The sequence below is a fragment of the Pantoea sp. UBA6567 genome (genome assembly GCF_002434165.1).
GTDB classification, from domain to species: domain Bacteria; phylum Pseudomonadota; class Gammaproteobacteria; order Enterobacterales; family Enterobacteriaceae; genus Pantoea; species Pantoea eucrina.
The window spans coordinates 436,050-450,543 of record NZ_DJJN01000003.1 but is presented as its reverse complement, the minus strand read 5'-3'; the positions used below and the strand labels follow the sequence as shown (position 1 = coordinate 450,543).

15 protein-coding genes are annotated in these 14,494 nt (G+C 58.4%); 10 read left to right on the top strand and 5 right to left on the bottom strand.

The genetic code is table 11. The features are described from left to right. Positions 1–148 precede the first annotated feature (148 nt). Entirely contained in the window at positions 149–400 is a 252-nt protein-coding gene (gene tusA / locus B4M48_RS03320) for a sulfurtransferase TusA (RefSeq protein ID WP_039381895.1), read from the top strand. Here the strand turns inward: tusA and B4M48_RS03315 are convergent. Both B4M48_RS03315 and B4M48_RS03310 read right to left on the bottom strand, forming a co-directional pair. Next, positions 378–2,660: a zinc/cadmium/mercury/lead-transporting ATPase gene (locus B4M48_RS03315; protein ID WP_288655909.1), complete on the bottom strand. Its 2,283-nt coding sequence runs from the start codon at positions 2,658–2,660 to the stop codon at positions 378–380. The genes tusA and B4M48_RS03315 overlap by 23 nt on opposite strands. Positions 2,661–2,752: 92 nt before the next feature. Then, positions 2,753–3,382, bottom strand: a complete 630-nt coding sequence (locus B4M48_RS03310) for a lysoplasmalogenase (protein ID WP_039381901.1) — start codon at positions 3,380–3,382, stop codon at positions 2,753–2,755. A gap of 159 nt (positions 3,383–3,541) precedes the next feature. On the opposite strand from B4M48_RS03310, the gene B4M48_RS03305 reads away from it, so the two are divergent. After that, on the top strand, positions 3,542–3,898 hold the full coding sequence (locus tag B4M48_RS03305) for a DUF2500 domain-containing protein (RefSeq protein WP_039381903.1): 357 nt from the start codon (positions 3,542–3,544) through the stop codon (positions 3,896–3,898). Positions 3,899–3,937: 39 nt separating this feature from the next. On the opposite strand, the gene B4M48_RS03300 is transcribed toward B4M48_RS03305, so the two are convergent. Then, positions 3,938–4,207, bottom strand: a complete 270-nt coding sequence (locus B4M48_RS03300; RefSeq protein ID WP_039331733.1) for a DUF1145 family protein — start codon at positions 4,205–4,207, stop codon at positions 3,938–3,940. Further along, a complete protein-coding gene (rsmD, locus tag B4M48_RS03295; RefSeq protein ID WP_071668461.1) occupies positions 4,197–4,796 on the bottom strand; it encodes a 16S rRNA (guanine(966)-N(2))-methyltransferase in 600 nt (199 codons plus the stop codon). The genes B4M48_RS03300 and rsmD overlap by 11 nt, the downstream gene beginning before the upstream one ends. Before the next feature lie 228 nt (positions 4,797–5,024). Between rsmD and ftsY the strand changes: the two genes are divergently transcribed. From ftsY to rpoH, 4 genes are all read left to right on the top strand, one after another. Next, positions 5,025–6,626, top strand: a complete 1,602-nt coding sequence (gene ftsY / locus B4M48_RS03290; protein ID WP_071668460.1) for a signal recognition particle-docking protein FtsY — start codon at positions 5,025–5,027, stop codon at positions 6,624–6,626. 5 nt (positions 6,627–6,631) lie between these two features. After that, positions 6,632–7,300 carry a cell division ATP-binding protein FtsE gene (gene ftsE, locus B4M48_RS03285; protein WP_065650521.1) on the top strand — a complete coding sequence of 223 codons (669 nt, stop codon included), beginning with the start codon at positions 6,632–6,634 and terminating at the stop codon, positions 7,298–7,300. Next, positions 7,290–8,285 carry a permease-like cell division protein FtsX gene (ftsX, locus tag B4M48_RS03280; protein ID WP_104085623.1) on the top strand — a complete coding sequence of 332 codons (996 nt, stop codon included), beginning with the start codon at positions 7,290–7,292 and terminating at the stop codon, positions 8,283–8,285. The genes ftsE and ftsX overlap by 11 nt, the downstream gene beginning before the upstream one ends. Before the next feature lie 240 nt (positions 8,286–8,525). Continuing rightward, complete coding sequence (gene rpoH / locus B4M48_RS03275; RefSeq protein ID WP_039381911.1) at positions 8,526–9,383, top strand: RNA polymerase sigma factor RpoH; 858 nt, start codon at positions 8,526–8,528, stop codon at positions 9,381–9,383. 71 nt (positions 9,384–9,454) lie between these two features. On the opposite strand, the gene panM is transcribed toward rpoH, so the two are convergent. After that, positions 9,455–9,850 (bottom strand): aspartate 1-decarboxylase autocleavage activator PanM, encoded by a 396-nt coding sequence (gene panM / locus B4M48_RS03270; protein ID WP_039381914.1) that lies wholly within the window; start codon positions 9,848–9,850, stop codon positions 9,455–9,457. 401 nt (positions 9,851–10,251) lie between these two features. Between panM and B4M48_RS03265 the strand changes: the two genes are divergently transcribed. The 4 genes from B4M48_RS03265 (at position 10,252) to livG (ending at position 14,493) form a co-directional block, all read left to right on the top strand. Further along, positions 10,252–11,379 (top strand): branched-chain amino acid ABC transporter substrate-binding protein, encoded by a 1,128-nt coding sequence (locus tag B4M48_RS03265; RefSeq protein ID WP_071668459.1) that lies wholly within the window; start codon positions 10,252–10,254, stop codon positions 11,377–11,379. A gap of 155 nt (positions 11,380–11,534) precedes the next feature. Beyond that, positions 11,535–12,461, top strand: a complete 927-nt coding sequence (gene livH, locus B4M48_RS03260) for a high-affinity branched-chain amino acid ABC transporter permease LivH (protein WP_071668458.1) — start codon at positions 11,535–11,537, stop codon at positions 12,459–12,461. Continuing rightward, the gene (locus B4M48_RS03255) at positions 12,458–13,729 is read left to right on the top strand and encodes a high-affinity branched-chain amino acid ABC transporter permease LivM (protein WP_039381921.1); all 1,272 of its coding nucleotides are present in this window, start codon (positions 12,458–12,460) and stop codon (positions 13,727–13,729) included. The genes livH and B4M48_RS03255 overlap by 4 nt, the downstream gene beginning before the upstream one ends. Next, complete coding sequence (livG, locus tag B4M48_RS03250) at positions 13,726–14,493, top strand: high-affinity branched-chain amino acid ABC transporter ATP-binding protein LivG (protein WP_039381923.1); 768 nt, start codon at positions 13,726–13,728, stop codon at positions 14,491–14,493. Before B4M48_RS03255 ends, livG begins: the two co-directional genes overlap by 4 nt. The last annotated feature ends 1 nt before the right edge of the window (position 14,494 follow it).

The following is a 14,494-nucleotide window of genomic DNA, read 5'->3' as shown; positions in this document are numbered from 1 at the left end:
CTAAGCAACGGTATTGAAAAATCGGACGGCATCTTAACCCGTTGCGCAATTTATGCAACGGTTAATTTTAACGCAATCGTTGTCGCCTTGCGCTGCGGAAATGGCGAGCTAGAATGAGCATCCCTGTTTACTGACCGATAAGAGAATCATGAGCGATCCTTTCTCCGCACCCGACCATACGCTGGACGCGCTGGGCCTGCGCTGCCCTGAACCCGTGATGATGGTACGCAAGACGGTACGCACGATGCAGGCGGGTGAAACGCTGCTGATTATTGCCGACGATCCGGCGACTACGCGCGATATCCCCGGCTTCTGCCGCTTTATGGATCACGATTTACTGGCACAGCAGACCGAAGCGCTGCCGTACCAGTATCTGATCAGGAAAGGCGCGGAGGCCTGACGGGGGGCTGGCGCAGCAGACGCAGAGCGTTTGCGGTCACCAGCGCCGTAGCGCCCGAATCGGCCAGCACTGCCAGCCACAAGCCGGTTAAGCCGAGCAGCGTCGTGAGCAGAAACAGCGCCTTCAGCCCCAGCGCCAGCGTAATATTCTGCAGTACGATGGCGCGGGCGCGTCGCGCCAGCGCGACGGTCTGCGGCAGAAGGGTCAGGCGGTTCTGCGTCAGCGCAGCGTCGGCCGTTTCCAGCGCCACGTCGGTGCCGCTGCCCATAGCAATCCCGATAGCCGCCGCTTTCATCGCTGGCGCATCATTAATGCCGTCACCTGCCATCGCCAGCGGCTGCTGCTGGCTCAGCGCGCGTACGGCACTGACTTTGTCTGCCGGCAGCAAACCCGCCCGATATTCAATATTAAGTTCTGCCGCTATGGCGGCGGCCGCACGCGGGTTATCACCGGTCAGCATGACGCTGGCGATCCCCGCGGCTCTGAGCTGATCGATAGCCGCCGCAGCCTCTTCACGCAGCCGATCCTGCAGCGCCAGCAGCCCCAGCGGCCGATCTGCCTGCAGCAGGATCACCACCGTGTTGCCCTCGCGCTCGTACTCCATCACACGCTGCCGCTGCTGCTCGCTCAATCCCGGCGCGGCACGCGGTGTCAGCAGCTGATAAGGGACGCCGTCGATGCTCGCGCGAATGCCGCTGCCCGCCAGCGCCTGCTGCTGTTGCGCATCCGGCAGAATCAGCTGCCGTTTCGCGGCTTCTGCGACAATTGCCTGCGCCAGCGGATGCCCGGACCCGCGCTCTGCCGCCGCCGCGAGGCGCAGCAGCGCCGCTTCGTCAGTCTGACCAAAAGCGCGGATCGCCGTAACCTGCGGTTTACCCAGGGTCAGCGTGCCGGTTTTGTCGAAGGCGATAACCTGCACGCGGCTCAGCTGCTCCAGCGCGGCGCCACCTTTAAGCAGCACGCCCTGACGCGCGGCAGAGGCCAGCGCTGAAGTCACCGCCGCCGGCGTTGAGATCACCAGCGCGCAGGGGCAGCCAATCAGCAGCAGCGTCAGCCCTTTATAGATCCACGGCTGCCACTCTCCCAGGCCAGAGAGCGGCGGGACCACCATCACCAGTAGCGCCAGCAGCATAATGGCCGGCGTATAGATGCGGCTAAAGCGATCGATAAAGCGTTCTGCCGGTGCGCGATGGCTCTCCGCTTCATCAATGAGCTGCAGGATACGATCGATAGCGCTCTCTCCCGGCAGGGAGGTCACTTTTATCTGCACCAGCCGATCAACGCTGGTGGCGCCCGCCATCAGTCGATCGCCGGGCTGGTGGCTCACCGGCAGGGACTCACCGGTTAATGCGCTTTCATCAAAGCTGGCGCTGAACTGCAGCAGCTCGCCATCAACCGGCAGGCGGCCGCCGGCGGCAACTTCAATAATGTCGCCCGGCTGCAGCGCCGCCAGCGGGACCGCAACGCGCTGCGCGCCCTGCAGCCGTGTCGCACGCTCCGGACGCAGCGCCATCAGAGCGGTCACACCGCGTCGCGCCTGCGCTGCGGCCCAGGCCTCAAGCCGCTCACCGATTAAAAACAGCAGCAGCACCATCGCAGCTTCGGCATGAGCGCCCGTTACCAGCGCGCCGGCTGCAGCCGCCGTCATCAGCGTTTCGATTGAGAAAGGCGAGCCGCTGCGGATCCGCTGCAAGGCGCTGTGCGCGACCGGCAGGAGACCGGCCAGCGCGGTCGCAACAAACAGGCGATCGCCCCAGATCGGTGACTGCTGACTTATCAGCCAGCTCGTCAGCATCAGCAGTGCCAGCAGCAGCAGCGCGGCGCGATTGCGCCAGCATGAAGTCGCCGGCGGGGGAGCGGGGGCATCAGCGGCGTGCAGCCTGAAGCCCGCCTGTTTTACCGCCTGTTCTATAGCGGCCTGCATGGCAGCGGGAGCGCAGACTTCCAGCTTTTCACTGGCAAAAATCACGCGCGCCTGCGTGACCTGCGGCAGCTTTTGTACGGCGGTTTCGATAGTGCGCGCGCAGCCCGGGCAGTCCATCCCGGTAATTCGCCAGCGCAGTGCAGGCTGCCCGTTAGCAGAGTCTCTGTGTTCATCCGCGTCAGCTGACGCCGCGCTTCCGGCACAGCAGGCGGTGCCGGTTGTGACGGGCGTGGTCAGACGGGTGAAGCGGGCCGCGGGCAGGGGGCGCACGGCAGCGTGTGGCCGCAGTTTGCTGCCCGGCCGGTCACAGCCGCAGGGGGAAATCTGTTGATGCATGGAGCCTCCGGTATCAGTAACGGGCAGCTGCCCGTTACTGAAGGCTACACTCTGGAGTCAGCTCCAGAGTCAAGCCCGGAATGGCCGGATTATCAGGAGAGCCAGAGTGAACGCACGATCATAAAATGACCGGCAAAATAGCAGGCGGCGACAATGGCGCTGTCAGCGCTGAAGCGGCGGCGATAGTGTGAAATAAACCAGATAATATTGGCCAGCAGCAGCAGGCCCGCACCAATCAGCAGCGAGAAACTGTAGTCGGTCGGACGGAAAAAGTAGTTTTCAGCCGCCATCCAGTTCATCACCAGCGTCATGCCAATCAGGGTACAGATGGGCCAGCGCAGCTCCTCCAGCCGCGTCCAGAGCAGCGCAATGACCGCAACGCCGATAATCAGAAACGTCAGCGGAATAGGCCAGTAGAAGCTCATGGTCATATGGGCGGTAAAACTGATGGTGTAGAGCAGATGCGAAAGGAAAAACGCGCCCAGCGCATAAAGCATTTGCTGTCGGGGCAGCAGCATCAGCGCATCGCCTGCCAGCGTGGCAATCAGTCCGGCAAGGATCAGATAGTCAGTGGTGTTCACGGCCGGTGCCTGCCAGGCCCAGGCAACCAGCAGCAGCAGGGTAACAGGTTTAAACAGCCAGCGTTGCCACTGCGGACCGCGATAGGAGGCATCCACATAAAGCCAGCCGGAAAAAAGTACTGCAAGGAAAGACCAAAGCATTTTTTCTCCCTTTTGTAGACCAGATGTCCACACTGTTGAAATATCCCAGACTCTCTTTGAGTTTAAGTTACCGCTGGCAAATGTGACAATCGGGCAACTCTGGTTGTATGCTTTAGCTTCTTTTTTAATGATCAAATGAAGTGAAGTGCGAGCAAAAACATGAGCAAACCACCGCTAATCTTTTTTATCGTCCTGGCGATTATCGCCATTCTGGCGACCCGGCAGTTTATCAAGCAGCGGCGGGAAGCTGCGGTTAACGACGCCTCCCCGGTACGATCGCTGACCGTGCAGGTAAAAACCAAGCGTGAATATCCGGCACCGAATCGTCGTTCGCGTCAGCGCGAAGAGATTGCCGGTGAAGAGATGAAATATGAAGCCTGGTTTCATCCGCTGAACGGGGCGAGCGACATTAAAACCGCGGTCAGCGCCAGCGATTATCACCAGATGGATAAGGGCGTAAAAGGCGAGCTGAAGATGCAGGGCAGCCGTTTTGTCAGCTTTACCCCCGCGCGCTGAAACCGGAGCGCTGGCAAAGGTGCCCCGGTTAGCGCCGGATCACATCTTCGGATAGTGCTTTTTCTGCCAGGCGAGCAGCTCAAATACCCCGAAAAAGAAAATCTTAGCCTGCGTGGCGCCGCTCAGCTTCGGCGCCTCTTTGGGCTGGGTGGCGCGCAGCAGCACCAGCTGCAGTCCATGCATAATCACCATGAAAAACAGGGCGACATGCACAAAATAGCGCAGCGGTGTGGGGAAAGGGTGCACCAGATTAAGCAGCAGAAAAGCCCAGACGCAAATCATCAGTAACCGTCCCAGATTAAGCCACATCATGCGCCTCCTGTTGGCGTTGATAGAGTCGATAGGCGACCTGACCGGCGATCTTCTCCCGGTAAAGCTGCCAGCTGGCGGGCACGTCAGGCGCCCCCTGTTCCACTTCACTTTCCACGTAAATCAGCGCGTCTGCGCTCAGCCACTGATTGCGCTCCAGCAGCGCCAGCGTCTCCGCCAGCAACCCTTTGCGAAAGGGCGGATCGACAAATACGATATCAAAAGCTTCGCCAGGCTGAGCCAGCCACTGCAGCGCGCTGGTCTGCACCACCGTCGCCTGCGTGGCGCGCAGCGTGTCGACATTGCGTGACAGCTGCTGCGCTACGCTGCGCTCCAGCTCCAGCAGCGTGACTGAACCCGCATAGCGCGACAGCGCTTCGAGACCCAGCGCGCCGCTGCCGGCGAAGCAGTCGAGGCAGCGCGCCTGCGGAAGGTCGGGTGCCAGCCAGTTAAACAGGGTTTCGCGTACGCGATCGGTCGTGGGGCGCAGGCCTGCGCTATCCGGCACCGGAAGTTTACGGCCGCGCCACTGGCCGCCAATGATGCGGATCTGGCCAGGGCCGCCGCCGCTGCGGGGTGATTTACTCATTTTGCTCACAAATCGTCATAATTTGTTGCGTAGTTTAACGGGCGCGACAGGCAGAAGAAACGTAAAAAAGGGTGCTGTGGTGCGCTGGCCGGAAAGTGTTAGACTATTGAACGATACAAGCGTGCGTAATTCGCTGATTTTACGCCGCAGAAAGCTAAAAAACTGAATTTATATCCCCTGGGGACAGCGTGCTACCGGGAATAAGCCATCGAGGAGTGTAGTTACACAATGGCAAAAGAGAAAAAACGCGGCTTTTTTTCCTGGCTGGGATTTGGCAAGGAAGAGCAGGCACCCGCCCCGGCTGAAGAGCAGGTAAAAGAGCAGCCTGCAGAGGAGGCTCAGCCCGCTGCCGCTGAAGAGAGTGCGTCAGAGCGTGCCGAAGCGCAGGCAGCAGAAACCGTTGCGCTGACGGAGCAACTGGCGAAAGAGCAGGCGGCAGCAGATCAGGCAGCCCGGCATGCGCTGCCACCTGAAGAGGCTATCATCACCGCGCAGCCGGAGGAGATCCTGCCGGAAGAGGAGCCTGAGCTGACGCCGCTGCCGGTCAATGAAGAGATCCTGCCGGAAGAGGAGCCCGGGCTGGCACCGCTGCCGGTTAATGAAGAGATCCTGCCGGAAGAGGAGCCTGAACGGGCGCCGCTGCCGGAAGAGATACCGGCTGCCACTGCCGGGGAGCCACCGCTGACAGCCGCCGTCGCGCCGGAACCGGTTCTGCCTGGCGATGAAAGCCAGCTGGCGGAAGCGGAACCTCTGGCAGATGAGGATGCGCCGCTCAGCGATGAAGAGCTGGAGGCACTGGCGCTGGCGGAAACCTACGCTGAAGACGCCGCTGCAGACTCTGCAGACACCGTAAGCGATCTTCCGCTGGCGGCCGCGCCTATTGTAGCGCAGGAGCAGGAGCGCCCGACTAAAGAGGGCTTTTTTGCGCGCCTCAAGCGCAGCCTGGTTAAAACGCGCACCAACCTTGGCTCAGGTTTTATCAGCCTGTTTCGCGGTAAAAAGATTGATGACGACCTGTTTGACGAGCTGGAAGAGCAGCTGCTGATTGCGGATGTGGGCGTGGAAACTACTCGCCGGATTATCACCAGCCTGACTCAGCAGGCGAGCCGCAAACAGCTGCGCGATGCTGAAGCGCTCTATGGTCTGCTGAAGGCGGAAATGGCCGGCATTCTCGATAAAGTCGATGCGCCGCTGGATGTCAGTGGCAAAACGCCGTTTGTGATCCTGATGGTCGGCGTAAACGGCGTCGGCAAAACCACCACTATCGGTAAACTGGCGCGCCAGTATCAGGCGGAAGGCAAATCGGTGATGCTGGCTGCCGGCGATACCTTCCGTGCCGCTGCGGTCGAGCAGCTGCAGGTGTGGGGAGAGCGCAATCATATTCCGGTTGTGGCACAGCATACCGGTGCGGATTCCGCCTCGGTGATTTTCGATGCTATTCAGGCGGCGAAGTCGCGCAATGTGGATGTGTTAATTGCGGATACCGCTGGTCGCCTGCAGAACAAATCGCACCTGATGGAAGAGCTGAAAAAAATCACCCGCGTGATGAAGAAGCTGGATGAGGATGCGCCGCATGAAGTGATGCTGACGTTAGATGCCAGCACCGGACAGAATGCGGTGAGTCAGGCAAAACTGTTTAATGAAGCGGTAGGGCTGACCGGTATCGCCCTGACCAAGCTGGACGGCACGGCGAAGGGGGGCGTTATCTTCTCCATTGCCGATCAGTTCGGCATTCCTATTCGCTATATCGGTGTCGGAGAAGGCATCGAAGATTTACGGCCATTTAAGGCCGAAGACTTTATTGAGGCACTGTTTGCCCGAGAGGAATGATTGGCATGATTCGCTTTGAAGAAGTCAGTAAGGCTTATCTGGGAGGGCGCCAGGCGCTGCAGGGCGTTGATTTTCATCTGCGTCCCGGCGAAATGTCCTTCCTGACCGGACACTCCGGCGCGGGTAAAAGTACCCTGCTGAAGCTGATTTGCGGCATTGAGCGTCCGAGCGCCGGACAGATCTGGTTCAGCGGGCACGATATCTCCCGCCTGCGTCACAGCGAAGTGCCGTTTCTGCGGCGCCAGATTGGCATGATTTTCCAGGATCACCATCTGCTGATGGATCGCTCTGTCTATGACAATGTGGCTATCCCGCTGATTATTTCCGGCGCCAGCGGCGAAGATATCCGCCGTCGTGTTTCAGCGGCCCTGGATAAAGTCGGCCTGCTCGACAAAGCGAAAAGTTACCCGATTCAGCTCTCCGGCGGTGAACAGCAGCGCGTGGGTATTGCGCGCGCGGTGGTTAATAAACCCGCCGTACTGCTGGCAGATGAACCCACCGGTAACCTCGATAATGCGCTGTCAGAAGATATCCTGCGCCTGTTTGAAGAGTTCAACCGGGTTGGGGTAACGGTACTGATGGCAACCCACGATCTGGGGCTGATCGCGCGGCGTAACTACCGCGTGATGACGCTGAATCAGGGACGTCTGCACGGAGGCCACGATGGTCAATAAACGCAACAAGCGCCCGGCGGCGGCCAGAGCGGCAAAGCAGCCTAAAACGCCGTCAAAGCGCAAAGCGCTGAAAGGTGGCTGGCAGGAGCAGTGGCGCTACGCCCTGCGCGGTACCCTGTCTGATATGTGGCGCCAGCCGCTGGCAACGCTGCTTACCGTTATGGTTATCGCGATTTCACTGACGCTGCCCAGCGTCTGTTACATGGTGTGGAAAAACGTCAGCCAGGCGGCCACCCAGTGGTATCCGGCGCCGCAGCTGACGGTCTATCTCGACAAGACGCTTGACGACAGTGCGGCAGAAAACGTCACCGCACAGCTTAAGCAGCTGGAAGGCGTCGACAGTGTGAACTACCTGACGCGCGACGAGGCGCAGAGTGAGTTTCGCAACTGGTCTGGTTTTGGCGGCGCGATGGATCTGCTGGAGCAAAATCCGCTGCCGGCGGTGGCCATCATCACGCCGAAGCTTAATTTCCAGAACTCAGACACTATGGCAAGCCTGCGCGATCGGGTGGCAAAAGTGCAGGGCGTGGATGAAGTACGGATGGATGACAGCTGGTTTGCCCGTCTGGCGGCGCTGACCGGTCTGGTCGGGCAGGTGGCCTCTATGATCGGTCTGCTGATGATTGTGGCAGTGTTCCTGGTGATTGGTAACAGCGTCCGGCTCAGCATCTTTGCCCGGCGTGACACCATCAACGTCCAGAAGCTGATTGGCGCAACGGATGGCTTTATCCTGCGGCCGTTCCTCTATGGCGGTGCGCTGCTCGGTTTTGCCGGTGCGCTGCTGTCGCTGGTGCTGTCTGAAGTGCTGGTGCTGCGACTGCAGTCGGTGGTGGCGCAGGTCGCGTCGGTGTTTGGCACCGCCTTTACGCTGGAAGGTTTTGCGTGGGACGAAGGCCTGCTGCTGCTGCTGATTGCCGCCATTATTGGCTGGATTGCTGCCTGGCTTGCCACTGTACAACATTTACGCCGATTTACGCCGCAGTAACCCATGGCAACGATTTTTTGATATACTCTTCCTCTGCCGCCAGCGATGCAGGCGCAGAGGAATGCTCCGATTTTCCCCGCTGTCACCTGTGTGTAAAATATTCACTGCTATAATTGAACTTGTGGATAACCCTGGCGTCTAATTAGCACAGATTGCTGTTGGTTTTCGCCTGACGTTGACATACTGTAGCGTCTGCGTAAGGACACGCGCAGCAACTCCATTGAATTTGTGAGGGTTTGAATGACCAAAGAAATGCAAACTTTAGCGATTGCTCCTCTGGGCAACCTGGAATCTTACGTTCGGGCTGCCAACAACTGGCCGGTATTGACGGCAGAAGAGGAAAAAGCACTGGCTGAGCGGCTGCATTACCAGGGCGATCTGGATGCAGCGAAAACGCTGATCCTGTCACACCTGCGCTTTGTTGTTCACATCGCACGTAACTATGCAGGTTATGGTTTGCCACAGGCGGATCTGATTCAGGAAGGCAACATCGGCCTGATGAAAGCGGTGCGCCGTTTTAATCCGGAAGTGGGCGTGCGCCTGGTCTCATTTGCAGTGCACTGGATCAAAGCAGAGATCCACGAGTACGTGCTGCGCAACTGGCGCATTGTCAAAGTCGCTACTACCAAAGCGCAGCGTAAGCTGTTCTTTAACCTGCGTAAAACCAAGCAGCGTCTGGGCTGGTTTAATCAGGATGAAGTTGACATGGTGGCGCGTGAACTCGGCGTCAGCACGAAAGATGTGCTGGAGATGGAGTCGCGTATGGCGGCACAGGACATGACCTTTGATATGTCCTCTGACGATGAGGCGGGCGACGGCAAGCCAATGGCTCCCGTACTCTACCTGCAGGATAAAACATCAGACTTCGCTGACGGTATCGAAGAGGATAACTGGGACGCCCACGCAGCGGATAAGCTGAGTGATGCGATGCTCAGCCTGGATGAACGCAGTCAGCATATCATCCGTGCCCGCTGGCTGGATGATGACAATAAAACCACGCTGCAGGAGCTGGCCGACCGCTATGGCGTTTCAGCAGAGCGCGTGCGTCAGCTGGAAAAGAATGCGATGAAAAAGCTGCGCATGGCGATTGAAGCCTGACAGTTCGCAGACGGTAATAAGGGCAACCTCAGGGTTGCCCTTTTTTATGTCCGCCATCCGGCCGCGTAACGCTACTCTGCCACTTTTACCCAGCCATCTGCCTGCGCGCGGAAGCCACACGCCTGCATAAACGCCGCCCGGATCCCCTGGTCAGCATAGCCATCATCCGCAATCCACCAGTGATCCTGCGAACCATTCTGCGCCAGAGTCTCCTCCAGTAAGTAACGCCCGACGCCGCGCCGGCGCGTAGCCTCACGGACTTCAAAGTGCGTGATTTTGCCGTGGGTACCGCGGATTTCCAGCTGCAGCGCGCCCAGCAGCCGATCGTTAAACCGCGCGGCATAGAGCCGCTGCGTATCACTCAATGTCTTTTCCAGCTGCGCAATATCCTGCTGTGGCCAGATTTTAGCGAGATCGATGCGATCCTGCGGCGTAAGTGAAACGATACGCTGAATAGTGAGTTTCATAACCCGTACCTGTACTGGCAGAAAGGGCATAGTGTAGCGAATTTATACAGTCAGAGCGCTGTCACTTTTTTGCGATAAAAACAGGTCAAATGGCAGACACTTTGCCAGGATTGTGGAGTAAGCCCGCAACGATTGCCGAATAAGCCAGCATAACGCGCTACCCTGGTGTACAAATTACGGCCATAACCTCCAGAGTATTATGCTGTTCAGGCCGCTCATTACTGAATATGTCAGTTGATTTACAGCAGAAAATTCCTGTTTAATAACCTGAAAATAAAGCTGTTTTAACAAAAAAAGCCAGATAAGAACGCTAACTCCTTCTATCTGAATCAGTTTCCTCTTTCACTGGCTGAAATAAAACCAATCACAACAGACACGACATAACAGATGGGGAAGTACGCATGAAGATGAGTAAAGGACGCGCGTTACTGGCGGGCTGCGTTGCGCTGGCAATGAGCCATGCCGCGCTGGCTGCTGATATCAAAATTGCTATCGTAGGTGCAGCAACCGGCCCGGTGGCGCAATATGGTGATATGCAGTTCACGGGCGCAGCGCAGGCGATTAAAGATATTAATGCCAAAGGCGGCGTAAACGGCGACAAGCTGGTTGGCGTGGAGTATGACGACGCGTGCGACCCGAAACAGGCGGTTGCGGTGGCGAACAAAGTGGTTAACGACGGCATTAAATATGTTATCGGCCATCTCTGCTCCTCTTCTACGCAGCCTGCGTCTGACATCTATAACGATGAAGGCATTCTGATGATCACGCCGGCCGCCACCGCCCCTGAACTGACGGCGCGTGGCTATGCTGACGTTATGCGCACTACCGGTCTCGACTCCGATCAGGGGCCGACGGCAGCGACCTATATTCTGGAGCAGATCAAGCCGAAGCGTATTGCCGTTGTGCATGACAAGCAGCAGTACGGCCAGGGTCTGGCGGAGTCCGTGCAGAAAACCCTGAAGGCCAAAGGTGGCAACGTGGTGCTGTTTGAGGGCATCACCGCCGGCGATAAAGATTTCTCCACGCTGATTGCCCGCCTGAAGAAAGAGAACGTCGATTTTGTTTACTACGGCGGCTACTACCCGGAGCTGGGGCAGATCCTGCGCCAGGCAAAAACTGCCGGCCTGAAAGCGGGCTTTATGGGACCAGAGGGCGTGGGTAACGCCTCACTCTCCAATATTGCTGGCGATGCGTCAGAAGGGCTGTACGTCACGCTGCCAAAGCGTTATGACCAGCTGCCGGAGAACAAAGCGATCGTTGATGCCATTAAGGGCAACAGCGCTTCAAACCGCAAAGATCCGACCGGCCCGTTTGTCTGGACCACCTATGCCGCAATCCAGTCGCTGGTGGCGGGCATTGAGCGCAGCAAAAGCGATGAGCCCGATGCGATTGCAAAAAACCTGAAAGAGGGCGCACCGGTGCCAACCGTGATGGGCAACCTGAGCTGGGATCAGAAAGGCGATCTGAAAGGGTTCGAGTTCGGCGTGTTTAAATGGCACAAAGATGGCTCATCAACCGCAGTGAAATAAGCGCTGTTAACCGGTTCTACCGCATAGCGTAACTATCTCCCCCTCCCGTGCGCGGGCGGGGGCAGGGAGCTGGCAGACGCGCCGCGAGCGGTTTGCTGCCCTGACCCTTTCTTACCCCAGAGAGGGAATCTCTGATCCACTTGCAGGTCCTCATTATGTCCGAGCAGTTTCTCTATTTTATTCAGCAGATGTTCAACGGGGTCACCCTCGGGAGCACCTATGCGCTGATCGCGATTGGCTACACCATGGTGTATGGCATTATCGGCATGATCAACTTCGCCCACGGCGAGGTTTACATGATCGGCAGCTATGTCTCTTTTATTGTCATTGCCGCCCTGATGATGATGGGCATTGATACCTCGTGGCTGATGATCGCCGCCGGTTTTATCATGGCAGTGATCATCTCCAGCGCTTACGGCTGGAGTATTGAACGCGTTGCCTATAAGCCGGTGCGCTCTTCCAAGCGGCTGATTGCGCTTATCTCCGCCATCGGGATGTCTATTTTCCTGCAAAACTACGTCAGCCTGACCCAGGGCTCGCGCGATCTGGCGCTGCCGAGTCTGATCACCGGCCAGTGGACATTGGGTGAAAGCAACGGCTTCGCCGCCACGCTCACCACCATGCAGCTGGTGATCTGGGTAGTGACGTTTCTGGCAATGCTGGCGCTGACGCTGTTTATCCGCTATTCGCGTATGGGCCGCGCCTGCCGCGCCTGCGCAGAAGATCTGAAAATGGCGAGCCTGCTGGGCATCAATACCGACCGCGTCATTTCGCTGACCTTTGTGATTGGTGCGGCTATGGCAGCGGTTGCTGGCGTGCTGCTGGGGCAGTTCTACGGCTCAATCAACCCGTTTATCGGCTTTATGGCCGGCATGAAAGCATTTACTGCAGCGGTGCTGGGCGGTATCGGCAGTATTCCGGGCGCCATGATTGGCGGACTGGTACTCGGCATTGCGGAAGCGCTGACGTCAGCTTACCTCTCGACGGAATATAAAGATGTGGTCTCCTTTGCGCTGCTGATCGTGGTATTGCTGGTGATGCCAACCGGTATCCTGGGCCGCCCGGAGGTAGAGAAAGTATGAAGCGTCTCGGGCTGCTTAACGCCGTGCTTTCCGCGGCAATGCTGCTGGTACTGGCCAGCTTCTTTATGGGCATGCGTCTCGACCTGGATGGCACCCGGCTGATTGTGGTCAGCGCGGGCGAGGTTCGCTGGAACTGGATCTTCGCTGGCTGCGCGGTGGTCTTTATCTTTCAGCTGCTGCGTCCGCTGTTTTCAGGCCGGTTTCACCGCAGCGGTAAAGCCTTTGTGCTGCCGGCGTTTGATGGATCTACCGCGAAGCAGAAACTGCTGATGGCGCTGCTGATCGTCGCTGCCGTTGCGTGGCCGCTGTTTGCCTCACGCGGCAGCATCGACATTGCTACGCTGACGCTGATCTACGTCATGCTGGGACTGGGGCTTAACGTGGTGGTTGGCCTCTCCGGACTGCTGGTGCTGGGCTACGGCGGTTTTTATGCCATTGGCGCCTATACCTTTGCGCTGCTGAACCATTACTACGGTTTTGGCTTCTGGGAGAGCCTGCCGCTGGCGGGCATCGTGGCGGGCGCCTTTGGCCTGATGCTGGGATTTCCGGTGCTGCGCCTGCGCGGCGACTATCTGGCGATTGTCACGCTCGGTTTCGGTGAAATCGTGCGTATTCTGCTGCTGAACAGTACGTCGATTACCGGCGGGCCGAACGGTATCGCGCAAATCCCCAAACCCGGCCTGTTTGGCATTGAGTTTGGCCGCCGCGTCAGCGAAGGGGGCTGGACGACGTTCCACGAGCTGACCGGGCTTGCCTACAACCCCAATCACCGCGTGATTTTCCTCTATCTGGTCGCGCTGCTGCTGGTGGTACTGACGCTATTTGTGATCAATCGCCTGCTGCGTATGCCGCTGGGGCGCGCATGGGAAGCGCTGCGCGAAGATGAGATCGCCTGCCGCTCGCTGGGGCTGAGCCCGACGCGCATCAAGCTGACCGCCTTTACCATCAGCGCCGTATTTGCCGGTTTTGCCGGGACGCTGTTTGCAGCGCGCCAGGGCTTTGTTAGCCCGGAGTCGTTTACGTTTGTTGAATCCGCTTTTGTGCTGGCTATCGTGGTACTGGGTGGGATGGGGTCTCAGCTGGCGGTGATCCTCGCGGCGATCCTGCTGGTGGTATCGCGTGAACTGATGCGCGATCTTAATGAGTACAGCATGCTGGTGCTGGGCGGCCTGATGGTGCTGATGATGATCTGGCGTCCGCAGGGGTTGCTACCGATGAAGCGTCCGCATCTGAAACTGAAAAAGAGCAAACAGGGAGAGCAGGCATGAGTCAGCCTTTATTAGCCGTTGAAGGCCTGATGATGCGTTTTGGCGGCCTGCTGGCCGTCAACAATGTGGCACTGGCGCTGCATCCGCAGGAAATTGTTTCGCTTATCGGACCCAACGGTGCCGGTAAAACCACCGTGTTTAACTGCCTGACCGGCTTCTATAAGCCGACCGGCGGCACCATTAAATTGCGCGATCGGCCGCTGCAGGGCCTGCCGGGACAGAAAATCGCGCGCATGGGCATTGTGCGCACGTTTCAGCACGTGCGGCTGTTCCGTGAGATGACGGTGATTGAAAATCTGCTGGTGGCGCAGCATCAGCATCTGAAAAGCGGCGTCTTTTCCGGCCTGTTAAAAACACCGGCGTTTCGCCGCGGTGAGAGCGAGGCGCTCGATCGCGCAGCCATCTGGCTGGAGCGTATCGGCCTGCTGGAGCTGGCAAACCGCCAGGCGGGTAATCTGGCTTACGGCCAGCAGCGCCGGCTGGAAATTGCCCGCTGCATGGTCACGCGCCCGGAGATCCTGATGCTGGACGAACCGGCCGCGGGCCTTAACCCGCGTGAAACGCATGAGCTGGATGCGCTGATCGCCGAGCTGCGCAGCGAGCACAAGGTATCAGTACTGCTGATTGAACACGATATGAAGCTGGTGATGGGCATTTCCGACCGCATCTACGTGGTCAATCAGGGAACGCCGCTGGCGAACGGTACACCGGAACAGATCCGCAACAACCCGGACGTGATCCGGGCTTATTTAGGTGAGGCGTAAG

Excerpts from the sequence above, each read along its gene's own strand:
- tusA (WP_039381895.1), top strand. The coding sequence starts at position 149 with ATGAGCGATCCTTTCTCCGCACCCGACCATACGCTGGACGCGCTGGGC.
- B4M48_RS03315 (WP_288655909.1), bottom strand. The coding sequence starts at position 2,660 with ATGCATCAACAGATTTCCCCCTGCGGCTGTGACCGGCCGGGCAGCAAA.
- B4M48_RS03310 (WP_039381901.1), bottom strand. The coding sequence starts at position 3,382 with ATGCTTTGGTCTTTCCTTGCAGTACTTTTTTCCGGCTGGCTTTATGTG.
- B4M48_RS03305 (WP_039381903.1), top strand. The coding sequence starts at position 3,542 with ATGAGCAAACCACCGCTAATCTTTTTTATCGTCCTGGCGATTATCGCC.
- B4M48_RS03300 (WP_039331733.1), bottom strand. The coding sequence starts at position 4,207 with ATGTGGCTTAATCTGGGACGGTTACTGATGATTTGCGTCTGGGCTTTT.
- rsmD (WP_071668461.1), bottom strand. The coding sequence starts at position 4,796 with ATGAGTAAATCACCCCGCAGCGGCGGCGGCCCTGGCCAGATCCGCATC.
- ftsY (WP_071668460.1), top strand. The coding sequence starts at position 5,025 with ATGGCAAAAGAGAAAAAACGCGGCTTTTTTTCCTGGCTGGGATTTGGC.
- ftsE (WP_065650521.1), top strand. The coding sequence starts at position 6,632 with ATGATTCGCTTTGAAGAAGTCAGTAAGGCTTATCTGGGAGGGCGCCAG.
- ftsX (WP_104085623.1), top strand. The coding sequence starts at position 7,290 with ATGGTCAATAAACGCAACAAGCGCCCGGCGGCGGCCAGAGCGGCAAAG.
- rpoH (WP_039381911.1), top strand. The coding sequence starts at position 8,526 with ATGACCAAAGAAATGCAAACTTTAGCGATTGCTCCTCTGGGCAACCTG.
- panM (WP_039381914.1), bottom strand. The coding sequence starts at position 9,850 with ATGAAACTCACTATTCAGCGTATCGTTTCACTTACGCCGCAGGATCGC.
- B4M48_RS03265 (WP_071668459.1), top strand. The coding sequence starts at position 10,252 with ATGAAGATGAGTAAAGGACGCGCGTTACTGGCGGGCTGCGTTGCGCTG.
- livH (WP_071668458.1), top strand. The coding sequence starts at position 11,535 with ATGTCCGAGCAGTTTCTCTATTTTATTCAGCAGATGTTCAACGGGGTC.
- B4M48_RS03255 (WP_039381921.1), top strand. The coding sequence starts at position 12,458 with ATGAAGCGTCTCGGGCTGCTTAACGCCGTGCTTTCCGCGGCAATGCTG.
- livG (WP_039381923.1), top strand. The coding sequence starts at position 13,726 with ATGAGTCAGCCTTTATTAGCCGTTGAAGGCCTGATGATGCGTTTTGGC.